Here is a 22,870-nt window from a genome sequence, read left to right on the forward strand (position 1 = left end):
AGGTCGACGATCTCTTGCAGATACCATTGCTTCGAGGCGTCCAGATGGTTTCCGGACATCAACGGCTCGGGGTTGACAATGAGTTTCACGAACTCGAAGCCCATGGATTTGATGAGTTGGATGTCTTCCCGGGTGATTCTCATGATGGGTTCGGGCGGAATAGTGCGGAATTGACGATCGATGGATATGCCTCGATTCAGGTCAAGCGCCAGTTTGGCGGGTGGCGGCACAAAATCGAGAGTGGAGCCGGAGCCGTCGGGCCGAGCGGGGCTCGGCAAGCAGACAGATAAGACAGCGGTAACCAGCAGGGCCGCGTATTTCGTCCTTACGGACCCTTCGTGAACCGTATCATGCCCTCGCCTAGTTCGGCACATGCATTGATTGTTGTGATTCATGAAGAGCGGTCACAGCCAGCAGGTAGAAGACATTGTGAACGAGCCAAGGCTCGTTTGTGCGGTATGAAGGATAAGGGCGCCCGCCGGTGGAGAGATCGACGCCGGGGCGGTCGCGCCCGGTGATGTCCCGTACAAAACCGTTTGGAATGGCGCCCGGCACTGCCCCGCGTTCGTGTCCAGGAATCGTGATGTACCGGTGATGGTACCGCGGCAGATTGTACGTGCCTTGGCCTTCCATCATACAAAGGGCGTAAGGATTCTTGCCGAGCACAAAGTCAAGTTGATCGACACCGAATTGGAGTGCCCGCGGGTCACGCGTTACACGGTAGACCATCAACGCCGACCAAGCGCCGCAGCAGATCTGATAGTTGCGGCCGAACGCACTTGTTGGTTCAAAGAAGTAGCCATCGGCGCCGGGCTTCTGCTTCAACACACCGAGCGGGTTAGCGGCTTCGGCAATAAATTCAGGGAGATGTTTCTCCAACCTTGCCTTGATTGCTTCCGCGAGAGGGTCGTCAGGCAACTTGAGCGCGAAGCATGCGAGCGCGGCGGCCGGGATATCGCCCGTACCTTCGCATCCGCCGGCCAACTGGCCGTTGGCATCGCCGGAGGCCAGCAGGCCTTGCACGCTATTCTGGCAGTAGGCCCGATACCGTTCCTCGCGGGTGGCAAGGAAGAGGTCAACGCCGCTGATAAGCAGGAGGGGATCCGACGGGGCCTTCGCAGCGGCGTGTTCCCAGAGGCGGACTGCTCGCGCACGATAGTCGTTCTCGACCTTGATTGCCTCGAGTAGACCGGCAAGCTGGGTCCATCCGCCGATGGCCAACGGCGAATTTCCCTCGCCTTCCTTTACGATCGGGTCGTCGGCGGTACCGGCGATGTTGTCGGTTGTTTTCTCAGGAGGACACCAATTCATCCACGTTTTTCTATCCGGCCCCTGCTCGATGTGGTTCAGAAGTCCGCCCGCTACGGGATCTTGGATCTTCGCCACGTAGCGGGCGCCCCACCAGGCTTCGTCCAGAATATCCGGCCGTGTGTCCTTGTCTCGGTCCCATTGAGCGAAATACTGGGGCGCGGCAATAGCTGCATTGACGAGAGCAAAGAGCACGCCGCCGTCGCCGTACTCATAGGTGAGTTTGTTGTAATCGCCCGCGCTGTGCCATCCCCCTGTCAAATCCCGATGAGTACCGTCACCGAGTTTGGCGTCGTCGAGATGGCATGGCGCGTGCCATCCAGGCACTTCGCAGCCGCAACGCTGGACATAGAAGAAATCAACATTGGCCTTGGCGGTCTCTTGAAAGAGCAGGTCCCGCCCGATTCGGAAGGGGTAAGACACGCCCACTTCCGAACCGACCTCCGCCCTGACGGTATATTGCCCGCCGGGTTCGATTGAAGAGAAATCGGCGCGCCAGAAGTACCACCCCCAGTCCGCGTTGTCTTGTCCGTACATACGGCCGGCGCAGGTGATCTCCGACTTCCAGACGCGGTCTCCGGCGGCATTGAGCAGTTCGGCCGTTCCGAAAGTGCCTTTGTTAGGGAAGAAGTTTGTAAGCACTACTGCGGTCTTTGGGCCTTGTTGTTCATACCCGACCTGGTTTACGACAACGCGGACGAATGGTTTCTCCCGCACCCGCATAGCGACCTCGTCGAACCAAGCCGTTTGTGAATCTTCGGCGTGCGTTGAATCTCTTTGCGCCAGCAGGACCGGACGAAACCCGTAGGCGCCTTCCGGAGGCTCCTGCTCGCCGCTCGTTACCCTCCGCCAGCCATCGCCCTCGACGGCCTCACCCACGCCAGCAGATATAAACTGCTGCGCGGCGTCCGACCACATAACCAGTAAGCGAACACGGGTCCCCGGCTTGCAGCGCGCCATCGCCGTGACCTCAACCGCGTCCCATCCCGGCCATAAAGCATAAGGAACGCTGGAAGCCGCCGCCCATTCTGCCTGCGTGCTCAAGGCCAGACAGGCGTCTCCTTGAAAGGGGCTATCAGTGCTTCTCGCAGGACTGCCGCCACGCGCGCCGGGCAGCAGGCCGTTCTCGGTCTCTTCCGACCAATACGGAATCCGTTCCTTGGAATCAACCGGCTCCTCGAACGACGCGTTGGCGGCCTCGACAGGTTCGGCGGGATGAATCGCAACGTCATCTAAGGCGGCACTCCCCCCCTTCACCCAAAATACGATGCGCGCGGTAATCTCGTCCCCGCCGGATTTCGGCAATCTGCCATCGTGTTTCCCGGGAAACGCCGGCGTTTCGACTGCAACGTAGGTCCAATCCTGGTGGGAGGCTACCCGTGGGGAACGCTCTGTCTCCAGAATCGTACCCTTGGAGTTGCGCAGCTCCACCTCAAGCCAGGCGGCCCCGGATACAGTCTGGAGCCACCCGTCCACAAGGTGTCTCTTGCCAAAGGCGAGGGGTGTCCATTCGCTTGCCCACACTTTGCGCGCACGCTTGGACTCGGCCTCGAGGCTCCGTGTCCCGGTATGGCTTTTGCCATCCAGCCAAACGCCGCGCACATCGTCGTCATTCGCACTCAGAGACGACCAGCCTGCCGGTTCCGATGTTCCTTGTTCGAAAGAGTTGATTAAGGAGGCGGCATCACCTCCAGCGGCGCCAAAACGACACCACGAGAGAACAATAGAAAATACCAGACAATATGGCCCCGCGACTCTCATGGTTCTTCCTCTGGTTTTGCGAATTGCGCCCAAATGCCAAGGTGCGGCTCCCTGGCGGATACGAATGTATTGTAATGCAGTCCAAGGCAAGGCACAATGCGCCAACGGCCGCGGCAACACTCCTTTGGGCAATACGTCAACTGTCGTGGGTCCATCAACCTGGCTCTTGACGCGCTTTCGAGTCAGGGGGACTTTATGAGCACAACGCGCTCGATCGAGATTGCGTTTTGGGCGCCGGCTTTGCCGTAAGGGAATCCGGGTCCCTCGAACTTGATCCGGGCCCACACATCGAAGGTCTGTTCCGGATGCTGGGGATTGTGCGCACTATCGACGTCGACCTGAATGACCCAGCTCCAGAAGAAGTAAACGTAGTACGAGGGCCCAACGGGAAACGTCCCCATCTTGTACCACTGATAGCCGTCACCGGATACGTCTTCGGGTTTGATGACTGCCCCTCCCCCGCTCCGCTTGTTGATGACGTCGTACAGGCCCCAAGGCATGGGCAACGCGTACTTCTTCATATCCTCATCGGACAGCTCGAGCCTGTTGGCAAGACCTGACTCCGCTTCCGAGTCCGGAACGCGCTTTGCCAAGTCGTTCCAGTTGCGCGACGTATCGGCGGTAAAATCGAATACGCTCTCCGGGGGCAGGTCTCGGAACTTCTCAGAAATGCGCACGATGGCGGGGCGGGCGAGCAATGGATTCAGCTCAGCGTCGATCTCAGCAAGCGCGGCATCCTGCTGTCCTTTCGGAATACGAAACGCGATCTGCGCGGCCCAGGTGTGTCTGCACCGCGCTGCAACGGCGTCGCGGTCAAGGGGCATGGTCTCGGGGGTGTGTCCACTCCGCACCCATTGTGCGAGGAGGTCAGGAAACAGAACGATCGACGCCCGATCGAGGGGAAGGCGCGCGAACCGCACGCGGCGCAGCAGGACTTCGCCGTCCGCAACGGTTTGTTCCGCTTTGTCGAAGAGCGCCTGCGCTTCGAGGACAAAGGGCAGGTCCAGGTAATGGTATTGCCGCGGAGAGGCGCCCATGCTCAAGTAGCTGGGCTTCGCGTCAGACGCCTGCTCGAGACGCGCCAAATACTGCCGGATCGGCTCGCCGGCCGCGCCGTAGAAGCCGTCGGTAAACGTCCGCACGAGCGCGCCGTAATCTTGATAGGGGTCTTCGAGGGTCTTCATCATCATCCATATCTTGAAGTCGCGCATGTCGGCGAGGATGGGGTATTCGTGTTCCGTGAAGACGCCTTCTACATTGTGTTCGGCATAGAAGCGGTAATCGGGCGCGTATGTGTGCACGGTAGGCAGCGGAAGGCCGTAATGCGGCGCGTACGTGACCGCATAGTCCCATATCCTGAGGTTCTTGGCAATTGCGGCCCAGCGGAGCAGATGATCGTGAAATTCCTGGTTCAGCGGGTCGGTAACCGGCCTGGTGAAGTTGCTCGAGGTGTCGCAGAGGCGGACGATTACGTTGTCGCGAGGGCGTATGGATTTGGGCGGTTTCTGCGTCATCATGTAAGCGAGGGTATCGATGTAGACCTCGGGAAAGTCATTGCGGATTGCGTCCGCGATGTAGTTTACGAAGTCCAGCAGCGGCCCAGCTTCGGATTCTTCGGCTTTTGCAATGGTCTGGCAGTTCTCGCACTCGCACATCCCTGCCCAGTCGTTCTGCGAGATGCTGAAGACGGTCGGAGCGGGCTCGCCCTTTTCCCTGGCCGCGGCGCGCGATTGCTCGATGTACGCTTTGAGCTTGTCGACAAAAAACGCCCGCAGCTCGGGGTTCGTCAGGCAAAGCTGTTTCTGCTTCGTGTCGCGTTGCCCTCCGATGAGCGAGAACCACTCCGGATGGGTGGCGAAATATGTCTCGGGGGGAACATACATGTAAAACGTGTGCACGTGGTAGGGGGGGCCGTAGTCCATCGCACCGCCGTATTCTCTGGCGATTCGGGAATCGCCATCGCGGTTCAGGCGGTTCCGTGCTGCGAACCGCCCGCCATCGTTACCGTAAAGCATGTAGATATCGCGGCAGCGGAACGCGGGTTTCCCGGTGCGGTCAATGGCGTCAATCCGCAATGTTGCCATCTGTGGGACCGTCTCCTCGTATGCGTTCCACCAGTGCACACCGACAACGTCCTCGAGGAATCGATAGGCGGCATACAGCGTGCCGCGAGGCCTTCCACCCGCGAGGATGAGGTCGTCACCGACTGTTCGCATAACCCATTCTTCGGGTCCGAGCGCGGCAGCATCGATTCCGTGCGTTGCGGCGAACGCGGTAGGCCCGACGAAGAGGCGCGGACCCTGTGCCGGCATCTGAGACTCGGGAACGACGCTGAAGGCAGCGCCGGTGACTGCCCCGAGATAGGTTGCGAGTTCCTTGGCCGCTGTCTGTTCGGGTGCTTCAGACGCATCGCATATGACAATCGCCGCCACAGCGTTGCCGCCATCAGCGATGGTAACTGCCCCGGAGGACATCGCCCCGGCAAGAAAGACTCCTAAGATGACCAAACGTACCATGGTTGCTCTCCCCTGTCGTACCCGAAGAGTGATTGCCCCTTGGAGGGCACGCAGCATCGGCAGTCGTCAGAACGGCGCGCCTTTTGAAACCTCCTCGGGGGCCCCATTGTGTGTTCTCCACAATGGACACTCATAGGACTATAGCGCAATCGGCGGTGTGGCGCATCTAAAACGAGAATAGGTGCCTGCCTTCAGGTTGAGACTTGGCGGCTGAAGGGCGTAGATTTATTGACGGACAAATCACTCAATTCTAGAAGGAGAGACACGCTATGACTTCGAGTGCCAACTTCTCCAAGTTTGCGCATCTGTTTGCCGCCTTGGCCGTTCTTGCCCTGCTGATGACAGGCGTTGTGTGCGTAGCGGAAGCTCAGGATGCAGCCGCGGCCCCGGCGACTGGCGCGCCGCCGCTGCGTGCGGGTTTTGCGCGGACAGAACTGACGCCCGCGGTCGGCATGGAAATCCCCGGCGGATTCAACAAGAATTTCTCGACGGGCGTGCACGATCCCTTATGGGCAGAAGCCGCGTATTTCAGCAATGGCGCCGTGACTCTGGCGGTGGTTGGCGTGGATCTCATTACCGTTTCAGAGGACATGGTTCAGGAGGCGCGGAAACAGGCGGAGGCACGTTGCGGCATACCCGGGGCGAATATCTTGATCGGCGCGAGCCATACGCATAACGGCGGCCCGGTAAACAGCTGTTACTACGTCGAGAAGGACCAGACTTATTGCATGCAGGCCGCCGAGCGAATCGCCGAAGCGGTGGTGAAAGCCAGCGAGGCAGCCGTCGAGGCCCGCATCGGACACGGTCTTGGCCAGGAATCCGGCGTAGGCTACAACCGGCGGTTCCGCATGAAGGACGGCACGATTCGCACACATCCAGGGAAGATGAATCCCGATATCGTCGCGCCCGCGGGACCGATCGACCCTGACGTGGCCGTGATCGCCGCGGAGGACACACAAGGCAAACTTCTGGGATGCATCGTGAATTTCGCGCTGCACGGCACCACTCTCAGCGGCAGCCAGCTCTCGGCCGACTGGCCCTTTTATCTGCGGCAGACGGTCCGGGGCGGTCTGGGCTCCGACATAGGTGTTGTCTTTTTGAACGGGGCCTGCGGCGACGTCACTCAAGTCGACAATCTTGATCCGAGACCCGGTGAATTCGGGGAGGTCTGGGCGCGCCGCGTCGGCACGAGCGTCGGCGCGGCCGCGTTGAATGTTCTGGCGAAAACGGAATTTGCGGCGAATGCGCCTTTGGGCGTCAGGTCGGAAATGCTGGCGCTGCCCATCCGCGATCTCGGCAGTTCGGATGAAGAGCTCGTGAAGCGCGAGGCGCCCGGGATTGGCCTCGGCACCGGCGACGAGATATACCTCAAGGAAGCGGCGCTGGTCCGCGAAATGAAGGCTCAATCACCGGCGGTGAAGGTTGAAGTTCAGGTGATGCGGATCGGGGATGCCGGCATTGCCAGCAATCCGGCCGAGTTCTTCTGCCAGCTGGGGCTCGACATCAAACGCGGGTCGCCGTGGAAACCCACGATGGTCGTCGAACTTGCCAACGGGTGCTGCGGGTATGTGGGCACGTCGGAGTCGTACCTTGGCGGCGGGTATGAGGTCCGTACGTCGCGCTGCAGCTACCTTGCGGCAGGCTCGGGCGAGCAAATCGCGAATGCCTCGGCCCGCCTCCTCTGTCAACTCGCCGGACAGTGAGCCGCATCCAGAACGTGTTTCAGGCGGGCGCGGGTCAGGAAGTGATTTCCGCGATGACCAGGCCATACCCGGGCACTTCAACACGGAGCGGTTCTCCCGCTGCCACGGGTAACGGCTCAGATACAGATGACAAGTTGCCGGCAGCGTCGTAGACGTAGAGCCGCACTCTCTCATTTGAGTCAGGCCATCGATAGCTGCCGGATTTGACGGTTATGAGACGCTGCTCTCCCAGGATCCATCCAGGCCCCAGTTCGCGAATAGTGATCGGGTAGAGCCTGCTTACGAAGTTGTCGGGACTGTCAAGCAACAGGTTGGTTCCGTCCACGGGCGAATATACCAGCCCGTGAAGCACTGCCGCACGCACGGTGGCAAAGACCCCTTCACGCGTGGTGAAATCGCCGAAATTGCCGTATAGAAGCGGCACCGCATTGAGATGTGCGCCAGGCCACGTACTCACCCCGTTACCGGCTTCAGTGAACCGAAAAAATCTCGTGTCTCCGAACTCGCGGTGGACGTCCGGTCCGTTGGCCAGAAAGAGCTTGCTTCGTTTTACAGCCAGGTCAATCAAGGCCTTTTGAAACGGTATGCTGGCCCACGCATTGTCGGATTTGAGGCGCACAACGTGCCCTTCTTCGTCCAAGTCGGCAGAGTATCCATCCCAGCGGCTGTAGTCATACCGGGAGTACCCATTCCGCCGGAAAGCCCACGAAAACTCATCGCAATAGATGCCATCGGCGCCACACCCATCCATTGCGCGCACGGCCGCGCTCAGCACGTAGTCAAAATATCCCGTGCCCTCCCGCGGGACGAAATAGAACACGCCCCAGTCCTTCTGGGAATACTCCCCCAACCATGCGCGGCTGTAGGTGCCATCCTCAAACACCCGGCCATCGGCCGTGCGCACGGCGCAGTCCAGCCACGGCCATTGTTCCAGGACCGGACGATAGACTACCTCCATGGCAGGATGGCAATACGGGATGACCTTGATATGCGGACAGACCCGGTGAATGAGTTCGATCTCGTGCTGTATCGCTTGCCACGATTGCTCGCGGTGTTCGAAGGTCAAGAACTTCGCCACATCCAGTTCGGGGAAAGTCCCGGGGGCCGGCTCGGCGCCCTCGGGCTTCTTGGGCCAGTTGCCAGAGCCGACGGCCATGCTGTCCTGCTGCAGGCGAAGCCATGGGGGCAAGCCCACGCAGGCGGGTCCCAGATGAGCGAGCGCACGCCGGACCGCCTCTTCCTCGTTCTCAGCATCGGCAGGGCGCTTGCAGGCGAAGAAGAACGGTTGCGCAACGCAGTAACCGTTAACGCCCCAGCGCCGGCGCACGTCATTCATGAATGTCCAGTACCCTCCCTGTTTTACAGGTGTTATGGTGAGCTTGAGCTCGATGCATGCCCCGGCATCGAGCGCCAGGCATTCGGAATACACTTCCGCGACGCCTCCCCGCTCACGCAACGACATCAGACGCCTGAGCCAATCGCTTTCCGCAGTGACGCCGAAGCCTGTGCCGTCCCTTGCCTCGGACTCGACAAAAACGGTCGGGTTAGAGGCGGCGGTGTCGACCACGCCCGCCTCAGTATCTCCCGAGAGAGCAAACAGGCCAGTTTCACTGTGCAGGTGGAAGCGATGCCGAAACGGCACGCCTGTCCTTTCGGCGCCGGTATTGGTCCATCGCTCCGACCATTCGACAAGCCCGTCCCGCAGCATAATCGTTCTTTCGAGTGTTAAGGAGGGCCAATGCGCGGAAACGTGAAATCCATATTCACCCTCATCTTTTGTCGAGACCTCGAATGGGGCGACCACGCCATCTTCGGCGCGCAGGCCGGCGGAAGGATGCTGCGCCGCCATGCCCAAAGCGGTCTCGACCCGCAATTCGGTTCCAGTATCCATTTGAACGGCGAAACCGCCGGCTGAGCCCTGCCCGAGACTCAAGCCGCCCTGTTTGATGTATGTTCCGATAGGCCCTCGAGCGGGCACGTCGGAGGACGGAGCGGGCACAAACGACCTGTCCAGCCAGCCGATTTCGAGCCCTTCGACGACCAAGGTCCCAGCGCCTTGCTGTAGCAATCCCTCGGGAAGCAGGTTTGTCAGTTCCAGCGTGTTGCCATCGGCGCCTCGCGCCAAATCGGAGACATCCAATACAAAGACGGCGCCCATCCCGTCGCGTGTGGCATGGTTCGCGCCGGGCACGTCAGGGGCATATGTCACCAGCAACCCGCGCCCGCTGAATATCGGGAAGACGGTATTGCCGTGACCGCCCCCTGAGAGTTCCAGCATGCTCTCGCGCCCAATGAGCCGGGGCTGTTCTCCGTCGATGGTCCTGCCGGGCGCAACCTCGTTCAGCATGATCCCGAGGTTGTAGTTGCACCCTCCCCCGGCCGTTCCTTGGCTGAACGCCGCGAAGCGCAGTATCAGGACCTTGCCCGCCTGAGGCGGGAGCGGAGGAAGTGGCAGCCTGACCGTTTTCCCGCACGCGATTCTCTGGTTCTCAAGTTTCACGGGGTTTTCGAGCGGGATTTCGTGAACCGGCACGGCGTGCGCCAACGCCGGACACAAGGCAATTGCCGCGACAAGGAGACAAAGAAGCTGGGCGCTCCGGGAGAGGTTCTCTCCGGCGCCAGCCCCCAGAAGCGCAACTGACGATTGGAGATGGATTTCAGACTGCTTCATATCCCAGGTTCTCGATGTCTACAATCGCGCTGATGACGCCTGTTCTGATACGGCCCAGGCGGCCATCATCCCGGCATTGCCCATCCAGCGATGTGAGCCGCTGCAAGACTTCGACAAGCCCTTTGCGGTACGAGCCGCGGCCCCTCGGGGTCAGGCATTGTTCGAGGTACGAGGTTCGTTGCGGCGAATCCCCGAAAAGGTTTTCGAGGTGAAACTCGCCAGGCCGGAGGGGATCGTTCCGCAAATCCTCGGACCAGCTATCGAAAAAGGCGTCTTCCGCCATTAGGAAGACCTCCGCAACGCGCTGCCGCGACTCCGCGCTGTGGGGGCGGTAGTAAACATCGACAACCTCCTCCAGCGCGTCCCGCACGTCCCGCTGAGGCGCTTGAAGGAGACGGCCCGCGACGGCGGTATTCACCTCTACGGCCGGATTGATCATCGGGCCTTGGTAGATCATGCTCCCGCGCGCCCCGTCCTCGTAGTGTTCCCTGATCGCGGCTCCCGTGCGCTTCGGATAGGGCAAGAAATACGACAACCGGTTGCGCCGGGCACAGTGATACAGCCATATCCCTCCCGACGTGCCGTAGGCGCACCGCAGGCGCGATATAAACGCCTTGCGCCGGTCCGGGGCAACATAGGTGCCGCGCCATCCCTGGTCCATGAAACAGTCGATGTGGCCGGCCATTGTCGTCACGCGGTCTTCCTCCTCCGGAGAGAACGGCCCCGCATTGGCCCTGAGCCAGTTTGACGGGATAGCCGTGACGGTCACGTGGGGCCAGCGGGTCTTGATGTATGTGGCCGCGCGTGAATTCATCCGTACGTTGTATCCGACCTGCCCGTCCTCACCGGCGCATTCGGGACACATGCAGCATCCCAGGTCGCACGATTCGAGATGCACGCCTCCGAACTCGAAGTTGTCCAGCGTGCAATCGAGGATCTTCTCCACGTAGCTCCAGGATTCCTCCTTTGCGCCGCACAGGGCGTGCGCGTGCGGCTTCCCCTCGGGGTCAACACCCCGAACGCCGGGGTTGCCGGCAAGAATCTCGTCATAGCCCCAACTCAGCAGTCCCATGCCGAACATTATCTGCATGTCGAGCTTGCCGGCGGCTTTTATGAGCCTCCGGGCCATTCGGACGCGTTCTTCGTCTTGAAAGGCGCTCTTGATGTCCGGCGGATATCCATAGGTGGCAAAGAGGCCCCACACATCCAGGAAGTTGAAGCCCGCCTCGGATTGAACCTCGAGCGCGCGGACCAGGCCGTCGAGCGTCAACTCGTCAAACTGGGGTGCGGGCCAATTCTGCAACGGCAGAGGCTCATTCCGCATATCATTGATCCATGCGCCAAATGCAACCCGGTACGTATAGCCTTGTCCGTTCTTTATGGTATCGGCCTGCCTGTCTGGAGAGCGGGACAGCCCGGCCCCGCGTTTGCCGATTGCCATGGCCGCTCCTGCCGCGGCCATCTTGAGGATGGTTCTCCGGTCCATGATATCTCACCTCCCGCCCTATCGCGGCGCTTACAGACGGTCGCAACCTCGATTATCTATTCTGGCATCAGTGTGCTGGAGAAATCACGCGACACGCGGCAGGCTGTGTTCATGCCTACCATCGTGCACGATGCTCTTCGGCCCAGCCGACGACGCCATCCACGGGTATGGTCCTGCCGTCCGCGTGAAGGGTTCCGTAGTAACGGCCGAACACCTGATGCACTGTTGAACGGATAACCAGCAGGTTCGTGTCGCCGGCTCGCTCGTAGAACGGCTTGAACTCAAGGTGGACTGCGCCGCTTGATTCCGAGGTCATGCGCCATGGCCGCATGAAGGCACGCTCGCACTCGAGGAGAGCCGCGACGGCTGGACCATCCTCGCTGTGACGTTCCCGGCCGCGCCGCTTGATGACGTCCCGGATCCTCCGAAGAAACAGCAAAGGGATTAGAAGCCGCGAGCAGCTGGCTCTTCCAGGAGGTAGACGCTCCACGGCCGTGTGCGCAACTCCCCATCGGACACCAGGAAGGTGTCGCCAGTCATCAACTCACGGCCTCGTGCGCCCGCAGGGACGGGCCAGTCGAATGTTTCGAAGCTGAAAAGCACCCGTGTACGGCCTGTAGGATCCGCCCATGCCACTCCTTGCCAGGTATCCCCTTCGCCGAGCACGAACCGGCGCTTCAGGAGGGGCAGCACCTCGCGATAGGCGAAATTAACTCGTATTATCCGGTCACGGGCTTCGCCGGGCAGCGCTTCAAAATCGCGCGGGACCCGCATCTCCATGACGCCTTTCGAGGCGAGTGTCCGGAAGTACGAATCGGGATCGTAACGTTTCGAAGGGTCCCCGTGGTTGTAGAGAAAGTAGTAGCGGAGGTATTCGCGCCCCAAGACGCCATTGAGTCCCGAACTGCGCGTGGATAGTCCGAAGGGGCCGCAGTCCTCTTTCATGAGAAAGTTGTACCCCATTCGCTGCATGGCGTGCTGCAATTCGACGAGTTCGCTCAGTTGCGGATAGGGCGCGGCGTCGCTCATATCGCGATCGGCCCCAAAAGCGCAGTAGGAATCGGCCCACACGCCATCAATCCCGGTTTGCGCGCGCAAACGCCGGTAGGCATCCTGCATGTACTGGCGGAAACCCGCCGCGAGGTCCATGCCCATCAGAGTCACGTAGCCGCGGTTGTTCACCCGGCCCTCCGCGTCGAACATCAGCCAGCCGGGGTGCGCGCGGACAACAGGCGAGCAGACGGATTGGTGGGCTGGCGCAGACCATATGGCCACCTTGATGCCTCGGTCATGGGCTTTCTTCACCATGTAGGCCAAGCCCGGTTCGCCGCCGAGTTTGGGGCTGATGCGCAAGCCCCATGGGCTGCATACGCTCGTCGTGGCGAAGCTTCCCGGGGGACACTCGGCCTCGGCATGATCGATGTCTGTGTCCAGCACAGCCCGGAGTTCAATAACCCCAATGCCCCAAGCCGCGGCCTTTGGGACCACCTCGTTCGCGAAGCGATACAGCCAGGAATCCTGGAATTTTGGCGGCGCCATGGCTTTGCGCTGCTCAGGAGTGATGGCGCACTCCAACCCCGGCGTGTCGAACTGTTGATGAAACAGCACCGGGAGCGGTTCGGTGAGCTTGGCGCCCGCCTGGTCATTTAGACCGCCGACAACGCGGTCCCAAGCCCAAGTCCACTCGTTGATCGCGTCCCACTTGTCAGAGAGCCCGGCCGGACGAAAAACCCAGGACTTCACGGGAGTCACCAGGCCGCCCCTGGGGCCGGCGTTCACCGGGATGGCGGAATGGAGCACAATCCGGTCACCAACCTGAGATTCGCCGACCTCGGAACAGGAGACACGATCGAAAAAGCTCAGGGTTGTCCCTCGTGTTCCGCCCAGAAAGAAGAACGGTTGTTGCCGTGCACCGTACTTGCGCTTCGACATGCTGTAGGGCTGGCTCGGGTCTGCCTGAAGGCTTAGCCGGAACTCCTCTTCGTTTTTGTCATCGGTCTGGTTTCCCCGCTGCTGAAACCGCCAGTCGCCCTCGGCAAAAGCGACCGGCTCGTCCACCTCTATTTCATACACGCGGCCGACGTCGTAGAGACGCAGCTGCCAGCTCACGCCCGCATAGTCTCCCGCGTGCGTTCGAGTGGCGGCGGGCGCAAGCCACCATTCGGCGCGGCCGGAGGACAGCGTTACGTCAATGACAACAGCCTTCTTTTGCTGCCGCCATCCGGCGAAACGGCCCTTGAGCGGGACCTGGGCCGTCCTGATTTTGCCGCGACTGGGAAACGTCTGTTGTTCACCCGTCGCGGCACGTTCGGCGAGATAGGCGTCAAGGTCGGCGATGGGCGCGATCTCCCCGCCCACAATCGCCGTCATCACCGGAGGCGCAACCTCTCCGGACGGGGCCGCGAGGATCAGAATGCCGCCGACGGCGACGTATGAAAGCCCGAGGACCTCCCCGTCCTTCATCGCCAATGTGGCTTCGGCCCTTGGGCATCCTGGAAACGAGACGCGGATCTCCGCGTTCGACACGGACACCTCGGGCCGGGCAGGTGGGCCAACTGCAGCCCCGGTGGAACGGGGCGCGCAGGTCTGGAGCAGCAAGAGGCAGAAAAGGGAGTAAGAGACGCGCGTCATGATCCGAAGAAGCTGACCCGGCTCATCCACTTGTAACCTCTGGCTTGGCCACTCCTCAAGGGCCGCGGAAATTCAGAATGTTTTGCCTACATCGTCGATAATGATAGCGGAATTGAATCAGAACGCGCTGGTGGTATTCAACCACGAATGCTGGTCAGGAGCGAGACCTTTCACGGTCGTCTGCTGTGATTTCGGACGTTCCAACATCCCGTTGGCCCCTTGACTCGCCCCCGGGTCGCTACTATTTGTACAGCTGGAATTCCCAAATGGTGGGGACATCGTTTGCCTTGAGGATGTTAAGGCGCACCTTTGAGGCGGCGACAGGGTCAAAGGTGAGTTCCAGACGGCCAACTCGGGTGCCCTGGGCGAAAGTCTGCCACGCCTGCCCGTCCCACGCCTGCAGTTCGAACGCTTCGATTCGGTTCCAGCCCTGTTCGTTGATGACGGCGCGGGTAAAGGTGGTTTCGTTCCCGAGGTCAACCTCGAGCCAGCCTCCGCGGCTGTCGGGGGCCGCACCCCAGCGGGTGCCCTCGTCTTCGTCCAGCGCCATCTCGGGTTCGTAACCGGGCCCCCAGGTACTCGATGCGGTAATCTTCCTGCCAAAAGTAAGCGCCCCCGAGGGGATGGGAATGGGCTCGATCTCCCGCGCGGGGCCGTCAATCTTCAACACAATGATCGTGTCAAGTTCCTGGCGGCAAGCCGGCGGCACTTCGACCGTGACGCCGTCTTCAGACTGCGTCACCGTAACCGTGCCGCCGGTAAGAAGGGAACTTGCAAGTATCTTCTTCGGGAGAGGCGGCAGTTGCAGCGTTTCGGCCGGCCATGCGAGCACATGCAGGTAGACGGTCCCGTCACGATGCGTAGCGCCGCCCCACTTCGCCGACTTCCAAGGGCCGCCGCGCGTGCGGTAGATGCTGTCGCCATACTGCTTGAGCCACTGGCCGAGCTCGCGGAACCGCTCGACCTGCCGCGGCTCGATCTGGCCGTCGGGCATTGGGTTGGTGTTGAGCGCCAGGTTGCCGTCGCGCACTGCGCAGGTAACCAGCGTGTCAACGCATTCCTTGAGGGACTTGATGTTGTCGTCGGGCTTCCACGACCACTGGGTGCCGAGGGTCATGCAGGTCTCCCAGGGACGCTCGGGCTGGAAACGTCCAAGTTTCTGTTCGGGCGTATCAAAGTCCCCCGGGAGTCCGCAGCGGTTATTGATGATCAGGTGGGGCTGGAGCTGGCGTGCCATCTTGAAGAGGTTCTCGGAATCCCAGTCTTCGGGTTTGCCTCCCAGGTCGAACCAAAGGCCGTCAATGCGCCCGTAATTGGTCAGGATCTCGCGAACCTGTCCGTGGAGGTAGGAGATGTACCGCGCGTGGTTCGCCGTGCGGTAGTCGGGATGGTGCCAGTCGGGCTGCGAATAGTAAACGATGAGTTTGATGCCTGCTTCATGGCACGCATCGGCGATGTCCTTGAACACATCCACCTTCCATGCGGATTCGGGGCCGGTGATTCGGTAGTCGGTGAGCTTTGTGTCGAACAGGCAGAAGCCGTCGTGGTGTTTGACGAGGAAGATGATGTAACGCGCACCGGCATCCTGGGCAACTTTCACCCATTCGCGGGCGTTGAATTTCTCCGGCATCCATGTCTTGTAGAGATTGTCGTAGACCTCGACGGGCGTTGGCCCGCGTCCGCCTTCGGTCTGGCCGGGCCGTGCTTTGCCGCGCGACCAGCCGATCTCGAGGCCCGTAAGCGTGACCGGCCCCCAGCAGACGAACATGCCGAATCGCATATCTTTCCAAGCTTCGACGATTTCCGGTCTCGCCTGCAACATGTCCCAATCCGGCCGGGAGATCTCTGGAACTGCCTGGTTCAGCGTGCCGGCGTCAGCATCGGCAGCCCATGATGTCATATTCGGCCAGAGGAGCCCTATTGCCAAGGCGCCCAGCACTTTTACAATCCACGCTGCCTTCATGGCAAGTCCTCCCTCGTCATTTGGTTCAATCTCTTGCTCGGACCTCCTGATCCACCCGGTTCATTTTCGTGGAGGCGGTTCCCCCTTATCAAATCATGACATCGGCCCCAAGATGGCAGTCGAAGGGGTAATGGCGGAGGGCGTATGATTGCACTGCCGGTACGGGGCCCTCTGAGGTGGCGGGTTTATTGGGTCACGAGTTGGGGAGATGCGAGATGAGTATTGGAAGAAGGGCGTTTTGCTTAGGCCTGGGTTCGGCTGCGGCGTGGTGTGCCGGGCGGCGGTGCTTTGCCCAGGAAGCAGACGGCGCGGCGGTTTTTCTGCCCGCGGACATGGATCCCGCGGGGGGGTACACGGTGAAGCCTCCGGCACAGTTCCTTTTTACGGATTTCCGGCATATAGACCCCGGCGACCTCAATTGGCTTTCGCCCGAAGGCGCGGCGTTGCCCGTGGCGGGTCCGCCGGACCCGCCGGTGCCCGCGGTGGCTAGCCTGGGTTTGGTAGCCCGGGGCATCCGGCTGGTCGCACAAAGGGCGGGGAAAGAAGGGCCTGTCGATGGCCTTCCAGGCCGGGTTCTGCATGACGGCGGCCTATACCGTTCCTGGTCGCTTCAGACCAACTATCCGGCGGGAGGCAATCTGGGTTCCTACTCGAACGCGCCTGCGGAGTCCCTCACGGTTCAATACAGCGAGTCCAACGATGGCTACGCATGGAGCGGACGCGAGGTGTGCCGTGTGCCCGTTCAGGGGGTGACGGGCATCGACGGCGATTTTGTGTTCATTGATCCTCACGGCCCCGCGGAAGAACGCTATAAGTGCATTTACAATGCGCGGGTCCTTTCGGCGCCCGGCGCCTTGTGGAGCCAGTACGAGAAAGTTCACCCCCGCCATCGGGACATCCGGTTGAGCGCGGACTATATCTACTGCCTGTTCGGGATGACCTCGCCGGACGGTGTGAATTGGACGCCCATCCCGGAGCCGCTGCTCATTCATAAAGGCGACACGGATAATACCGTCTACTACGACGACTGGCTCGGCAAGTATGTCTTATACACGCGTCTGTACTCGATGCAGCGCCGGATGGTGGCCCGGGCGGAGTCGGACGATTTCCGTCACTGGACGCCCGTGGAGCCGGTGGTCTGGCCGAATCTTGAAGATCCGCCATCGTACGATGTGTACACCAACGGGCGGACCTGCTACCCAGGATTGCCGGAGCATCATCTGATGTTCCCGTTCTATTACCGCCGTTATACACAGACCTCGGAGGTCCACCTGCTCTCGAGCATTGACGGCAGCCACTGGGACCGGGTCCCCGGCGGGCCGGTAATCGAGCCGGGCGACCCGGGCGACTGGGACGGCGAATTCATTGTGGCGGGAAAGGGCCTCGTCCCGCTCGGGACGGATCGGATTGCGATACCCTATTCGGGCAGCACGCATCCGCACAAGTATCCCCGCTGGCCGGGCGTCATATCCCACGCTGCGGGATGGGCCTCCTGGCCTTCGGGCCGTTTGAGCGCGTTGGTGGCCGGCGAAGAAGGCGAGTTCTGCACGTTCGGGGTCGAGGTAACGGGCGCCGAGCTCAAGGTCAACGCCAACATCCGCCGGGCCGGCGAGCTTCGGGTCGGATTGCGCGGCGTTGAAGGCCGAACCGCGGGGGATTGCGACCCGCTCACCGGCAACGAAACCGCGCACACGATAACATGGAGAGGCTCTTCATCCCTTGGCATCGAGCCCGGCCAGCGTGTCTGTCTCCACTTCCGGCTGCGGTCGGCTGAGCTGTTCGGGTTCTCGTGGGCATAGGGAGCCGTGTTACAGCGTGAGCGGAGACGGCCACGCCATAGCGAACATCCAATGCGCGAGATGCGACGTGCAATGCCGTTGTGAATGGGGAGCACCGGGCGTAGGATACATGCTTCAGTAGAGACAGGGCCTTGAGGAGGGAATTCAGCATGATCGTTGGTGTCTGGGCAATTGTGGCGCAGGCCGTTCTTTCGCCGGCAGACGAGACTGCCGCCGCCACTCCCGTTGTGGCGGGTGTGCACGTTTTGCAAGGCTCGGTAAACACGGGTGTTCTTGTGAGTGATGGGGCGGCACTGCTTATCGATTGCAGCGAAGAAGTTACGCCGGACCGCTTGAGAGCCCTGGGTGTGGAACGGGTCGAGATGGCCTGCATGACACAGCACCGAAGACCGAACGCGATGGGCGCCTACCGGTTTGTTGAGCAGGACGGCGCAGATGTCGTGGTCTCCGAGAGAGACCGGCGTCTGTTCGATGACGCGGGTTCCTACTGGAGCGACTGGCACAATCGCTGGCACATTTATCACATGCAGCCGGGCCCGCAGGTGCTACCCCGCCCCATGAAAGTGGCGCGCACGGTGAAAGATGGCGATTCGGTGGAGTGGCGCGGCTTCACTCTGCATGTGCTGGAAACGCCGGGCGCCACGGAAGGCGCCGTCTCATACTATGTGGACGTGGCTGGAAGGCGGGTAGCGTTCATCGGCGACACGCTGTACGGCCCCGGACAGATTCTGGACCTCTTTTCGTTGCAGAAGGGGTTCAGAAAGGTGGGCGACTACCATGGATTCCTGGGCATGCGGGAGCCCTTGCTGGCGAGTCTTCACAAATTAGCCGCCACCGCGCCGGACGTGGCCGTGCCTTCGCACGGGGCCCCTTTCGACGGCTTTTCACGAGCGGCCGCATTGCTCGAGGAGCGCCTCGACGCTTTGTACCGCAACTACGTGTCGATCTCCGCGCTGAATTACTATTTCCCGTCCCAGTTCGAAGACCTGAAGGACGAGCCCTCGCGTATGTCCCAAGCGGAGCAATTGCCGCCGCCGCCCTGGGTGCGAAGGGTGGCCTACACGAGCTTTGCCGTCATGTCCGATTCCGGGGACGCGTTGCTGATCGATTGTGGACACGACAACGTGTTGAATACCCTGGACGAGTGGAAGAAGGCGGGGACGCTTAAATCGGTCGAAGGATGCTGGGTCACGCATTACCATGACGATCACGTTGATTCCCTTTCCCGGCTGGCCGGGCGGTACTGCCCCATCATGGGGGACGCCCGCATGGCGGAGGTTCTGGAGTATCCCAGCCGCTTTTACCTGCCGTGCATCGCGCCAACCCCGGTTCCGGTGGCCCGCAAGACCGCCGACGGCGAGTCGTGGGCATGGCGGGAGTTTGCGCTGACGGCGTTCCATTTCCCGGGACAAACGCTGTACCACGGCGGCCTCCTTGTCGAAGGTCACGGTGCCAAAGTGTTTTTCGCGGGAGATTCCGGCGCCCCCACAGGATTGGACGACTATTGCGCGGGAAACCGGACGTTCCTGGGCGCTAGCCGGGGTTCGCGCCGATGCCTGGACCTCTGGCGCTCGATTCAACCCGATTTCATCTTCAACGAACATCAGGAGAAACCCTTCCGATTTTCCGAGGCCCAACTGGACCAAATGGACCGGGTTCTAGCGGAGCGGGAAGAGCTGATCAAGGCTATGACGCCCTGGGATGATCCCAATTTCGCCATCGATGAATACTGGGTCCGCGCGTATCCTTACGAACAGGAGGTCGCCGCCGGCGATACGTTCACGATTCAGGTTCATGTGACCAATCATGGCGCTTCGGCATCGCCGATGGCGGTGCGTCCGCTCCTTCCGGCGGGCTGGCAGTGGGAGCGCGACTCCGGCACAGCGAGCATGGAGATACCTCCGCGTACGGATGGATGGGCAGGCCTTGGAGCCACGCACCCAGACGCCGTGTTGACGCTTATCGTGCGAGTACCGTCGGATACGTCCCCCGGCCTTTACGTGATTCCGCTCTCGATGGATTACCGCGACCGGAAACTCGGCGCGTACCGGCACGCCCTGGTTCGTGTCCGGTAGCAGCGGCCCCTGCTGTCAGCGCGCGCTAGCCTGAGGATCGGGCGCGACGCGGGCATCAATCCGTTGATACGTGAACAGGGCCGCGCCGGGACAGCTAGTGAATTCGACCGGCAACCCTCTGCCCAGCAATTCAGCTCCGGTCATCTCGTATGGGGCATCGGGCTCATCGAGGTTGGTGACGCGGTAACGGGCGTTGCGGTCGAGTCCGCGCAGAACAAGGTCGGCGGCGCGATAGATGCTGAGTTCGCGGCGAAACACTTGGACCATTCCTTCGCCGGTTTCGGGCCGGTCGAATTGCCAGCCCAGCCATACGTCGTTGGCGAGGCTGTACGACGTCAGGGGATAGAAATCGCCCGCGTAGTCGGGCGCAACCATTTCCCATTGCGCCGTCAAGCGGCGGAATTCGCCGTAGTCGAGGTCGGTTCGGCGTGCGTCCCACAGACAGTTCGGGTAGGGCGTCATCATGCTGCGAAACCTGTATGCGTCGGCCTCTTTGACGCCGGTGCCATGGAAAGGAATCCATGAGGATATTCCGTACGTGCAGCACTGAGTCCCGATGGGCTCGAGAATGTAGTCGGTGCGCCAAAGGGGCACGGCGCGCCGGAGCGTCTCAAGATCGTTGCGGCGTCCGCCGCTGGCGCACGTGTCTATGCGGAGGCCGGGCCGCCGGCGCAGCAGCTCGTCCCAGAAGGCGAGATATCCGGTAACATGCCGGATTTCGGTGATGCCTTGCCGGTCGGGGGCGTCGGCATTGCGCCAGTAGGCGAGCGGGTCCATGTTGAAATCCTGCCGGTACAAATCGATGCCCTGGTCGGTGAGAAGCTTGTCGGTATGGTCCACGAGCCACTGCCAGGCATCGGGGTTGCCGAGGTCGAGGAGTTTCGTGCCCCCGTCATCGCCGAGCAACCATTCCGGGTGGGTGTCGTAAAGCCAGGTGCCCGGGGTCACGCGCTCCGGCTCGAACCACACGATCGTTTCCAGTCCCTTGGCGTGGGCATGGTCCGTGATAGCCCGCAATCCGCGCGGGAACCGGTTCGTATCGACTTCCCAGGTACCCGTGTTGGGCCAGCCGGAGGTGTTGAAATACCATCCCGCGTCCATCCACCAGTAATCGAGGGGAATTCGTTCTTCGAGGTAGCGATCGATGAACTGGAACTGGCTGGCCTCGTCTGCCGTGACCATTTCCCCGAAGAAGTGTGACGAGCAGCCCGCGAGGTGCATGGGGCGGAGCTTGCCGCCCGGCCGCGGCACGTTGTATGCGAGCATCCAGCGGCGCCAGGTGTTTTGTGCGTTCACGCGGTCGCCCTTCCAGAACTGGAGGACGATGAGCGGCGTGCGCACCTCCTCGCCGGGGTGCAATGTGAAGTGAGTCAATTCCTGGCCCGCGGCGATGCGCAGGCCCGGCCCCTCGTCGCGCTGGAAGGTTGCGCGCCACTGGCCGGGCCATCCGACAACGGCGATGACGCCCTCGCCGGGCCATTCCACGTTGAAGTATGGGAACTCGCCGTTGCTGCCGCGTCCGCCGGCGCAGGCAATCTGTTTTGTCTCATTATGAGGCAGCACGGTTGCGTGAGGCTCGTAATCGTTCGGCGCGCAAATGCTGCCCGTGTGATGGTGGAGAACGAACTCGGAAGGACTTGCAAACCGGGCGTAGAGGTCGTCGGGGAGGCGCTGGAAGCGCGTGTCAAGGGCTTGGATGTCCGAAATAATCGGGGTATCAGCCGTGCCGGTATTCTTGAAGTACAGTGTCCACTCGACCGTAGGGAAATCGAGGTACTCGACGGCGGCGCATCGTACCTCGAGACCCGTCCGCGGCTCGCGGAACAGCAGTTCGTGTTGCCGCCGGCCGTCATCCAGCTGGGACCAGTCGACGGTCTTCTCGAGATCAGGCGACAGGTCAACGAAGGATTTGTCGCCGTACCTGAACGAGAACGGCGGGTCCGGCGCATATGCTGGGCGTTCCTGCCCCTCGACGAGCGGCAAATCGCCTAACCAGACTTCGCCGCCGCCGGCCAGAACAACTTTGGCGTCGGCCCAGATGGCCTGGTCGCATGCTATGCCGTCGCCCGCGTCGGTAACCCGGAGATGCAACTCGGCCGCTCCGGCAAGCTCGACGGAGACCGGCACAGGCGGCATCCCCTCGCGTATCACGGGCGACGTGAATGCTTCCTGACGGTCTCCGGCGCTGACCTTAAAGACAACGCTGCCCCGGCCCCCCTGAGTCTGACTGTTTGTGTCAACGCCGACAAATGCGGTTAAAACCTCGCCCTTTCCGGGCAATTTTACCAACACATCGCTTGGGGCATGCGTGAAAAGGCCGCTGTGGTATTTGGTTGTTCCCAGTGTGAGGGGTCGATCGACGCGGCAGTTCTGCCAGACGTGATCGAAGTGTTCGAGGATGACGATGCCGCCTGCGGGCTCCGCAGAGACAGCGTTCTCGAACTTGGCGTCGACCCAACGCCGCATCTCGAGCATTTCATCCGGCACAACGCCCGCCTGCGCCATAGCGCTCATGAGCGCGAGGGCTACACAACCAATCATCAGAATGTTTTTCATGACCAGACGCTCCTTCCCGTTTTGCGTATGATCGTAGCAGTTCTAAGAATGCAAATCAGCAGACATGATGCACCGTACGGCGTTGGAGCAACCGGGAAGTTGAATAGAGTCCTGTTCGACCCTTGCAGGGTCGGCGCAGAATTGGCTGCACGATCCGGGGTTGACGCCCCCGGCCATTCAAATTGGACCCCTTGCGGGGTCCTGCATCGAACGAGAACGCCTGTCAAAGACTCGCCGAATTCACTCCAGCGAAGGTCTCAGCCGCCCAATTGCTTGTACAAGCTGCGGCACGAAAAAGGCAAAGTATCTGCTGCAAATTCGTTAGAAACCCTGCACGGGACGAATGAGACTAACCGTGGCCGCTCACTGCAACCAAACCGGTATCCTTGAAACAACCGCTT

At 61.2% G+C, this 22,870-nt stretch carries 11 protein-coding genes; 3 read left to right on the top strand and 8 right to left on the bottom strand.

What is annotated here, in order from left to right; translation table 11 throughout:
• Positions 1-360: 360 nt before the first annotated feature.
• Both PLJ71_18185 and PLJ71_18190 read right to left on the bottom strand, forming a co-directional pair.
• Positions 361-2,910, bottom strand: coding sequence for a glycoside hydrolase family 9 protein (locus PLJ71_18185; GenBank protein ID HQM50622.1), 2,550 nt, complete (start codon positions 2,908-2,910; stop codon positions 361-363).
• A 341-nt stretch (positions 2,911-3,251) separates the two neighbouring features.
• A complete protein-coding gene (locus PLJ71_18190; GenBank protein ID HQM50623.1) occupies positions 3,252-5,585 on the bottom strand; it encodes a DUF4838 domain-containing protein in 2,334 nt (777 codons plus the stop codon).
• A gap of 269 nt (positions 5,586-5,854) precedes the next feature.
• Between PLJ71_18190 and PLJ71_18195 the strand changes: the two genes are divergently transcribed.
• Complete coding sequence (locus PLJ71_18195) at positions 5,855-7,288, top strand: hypothetical protein (protein HQM50624.1); 1,434 nt, start codon at positions 5,855-5,857, stop codon at positions 7,286-7,288.
• 34 nt (positions 7,289-7,322) lie between these two features.
• Here the strand turns inward: PLJ71_18195 and PLJ71_18200 are convergent, their stop codons facing one another.
• From PLJ71_18200 to PLJ71_18220, 5 genes are all read right to left on the bottom strand, one after another.
• A complete protein-coding gene (locus tag PLJ71_18200; protein HQM50625.1) occupies positions 7,323-9,959 on the bottom strand; it encodes a hypothetical protein in 2,637 nt (878 codons plus the stop codon).
• Positions 9,946-11,445, bottom strand: a complete 1,500-nt coding sequence (locus PLJ71_18205; GenBank protein HQM50626.1) for a hypothetical protein — start codon at positions 11,443-11,445, stop codon at positions 9,946-9,948. The genes PLJ71_18200 and PLJ71_18205 overlap by 14 nt, the downstream gene beginning before the upstream one ends.
• Before the next feature lie 115 nt (positions 11,446-11,560).
• Complete coding sequence (locus tag PLJ71_18210) at positions 11,561-11,776, bottom strand: DUF2804 family protein (protein HQM50627.1); 216 nt, start codon at positions 11,774-11,776, stop codon at positions 11,561-11,563.
• Between the two features lie 113 nt (positions 11,777-11,889).
• On the bottom strand, positions 11,890-13,971 hold the full coding sequence (locus PLJ71_18215; GenBank protein ID HQM50628.1) for a hypothetical protein: 2,082 nt from the start codon (positions 13,969-13,971) through the stop codon (positions 11,890-11,892).
• Positions 13,972-14,317: 346 nt separating this feature from the next.
• Positions 14,318-16,039, bottom strand: a complete 1,722-nt coding sequence (locus tag PLJ71_18220) for an alpha-L-fucosidase (GenBank protein HQM50629.1) — start codon at positions 16,037-16,039, stop codon at positions 14,318-14,320.
• A gap of 215 nt (positions 16,040-16,254) precedes the next feature.
• On the opposite strand from PLJ71_18220, the gene PLJ71_18225 reads away from it, so the two are divergent.
• On the top strand, positions 16,255-17,838 hold the full coding sequence (locus PLJ71_18225; GenBank protein HQM50630.1) for a hypothetical protein: 1,584 nt from the start codon (positions 16,255-16,257) through the stop codon (positions 17,836-17,838).
• Between the two features lie 149 nt (positions 17,839-17,987).
• Positions 17,988-19,913: an MBL fold metallo-hydrolase gene (locus PLJ71_18230; GenBank protein ID HQM50631.1), complete on the top strand. Its 1,926-nt coding sequence runs from the start codon at positions 17,988-17,990 to the stop codon at positions 19,911-19,913.
• 15 nt (positions 19,914-19,928) lie between these two features.
• Here the strand turns inward: PLJ71_18230 and PLJ71_18235 are convergent, their stop codons facing one another.
• Complete coding sequence (locus tag PLJ71_18235; protein HQM50632.1) at positions 19,929-22,469, bottom strand: alpha-galactosidase; 2,541 nt, start codon at positions 22,467-22,469, stop codon at positions 19,929-19,931.
• Between the last annotated feature and the right edge of the window lie 401 nt (positions 22,470-22,870).

Source organism: Candidatus Hydrogenedentota bacterium (assembly GCA_035416745.1).
Taxonomy (GTDB): domain Bacteria; phylum Hydrogenedentota; class Hydrogenedentia; order Hydrogenedentales; family SLHB01; genus UBA2224.

Excerpts from the sequence above, each read along its gene's own strand:
- PLJ71_18200 (HQM50625.1), bottom strand. The coding sequence starts at position 9,959 with ATGAAGCAGTCTGAAATCCATCTCCAATCGTCAGTTGCGCTTCTGGGG.
- PLJ71_18190 (HQM50623.1), bottom strand. The coding sequence starts at position 5,585 with ATGGTACGTTTGGTCATCTTAGGAGTCTTTCTTGCCGGGGCGATGTCC.
- PLJ71_18235 (HQM50632.1), bottom strand. The coding sequence starts at position 22,469 with ATGAAAAACATTCTGATGATTGGTTGTGTAGCCCTCGCGCTCATGAGC.
- PLJ71_18195 (HQM50624.1), top strand. The coding sequence starts at position 5,855 with ATGACTTCGAGTGCCAACTTCTCCAAGTTTGCGCATCTGTTTGCCGCC.
- PLJ71_18210 (HQM50627.1), bottom strand. The coding sequence starts at position 11,776 with ATGCGGCCATGGCGCATGACCTCGGAATCAAGCGGCGCAGTCCACCTT.
- PLJ71_18205 (HQM50626.1), bottom strand. The coding sequence starts at position 11,445 with ATGGACCGGAGAACCATCCTCAAGATGGCCGCGGCAGGAGCGGCCATG.
- PLJ71_18220 (HQM50629.1), bottom strand. The coding sequence starts at position 16,039 with ATGAAGGCAGCGTGGATTGTAAAAGTGCTGGGCGCCTTGGCAATAGGG.
- PLJ71_18225 (HQM50630.1), top strand. The coding sequence starts at position 16,255 with ATGAGTATTGGAAGAAGGGCGTTTTGCTTAGGCCTGGGTTCGGCTGCG.
- PLJ71_18230 (HQM50631.1), top strand. The coding sequence starts at position 17,988 with ATGATCGTTGGTGTCTGGGCAATTGTGGCGCAGGCCGTTCTTTCGCCG.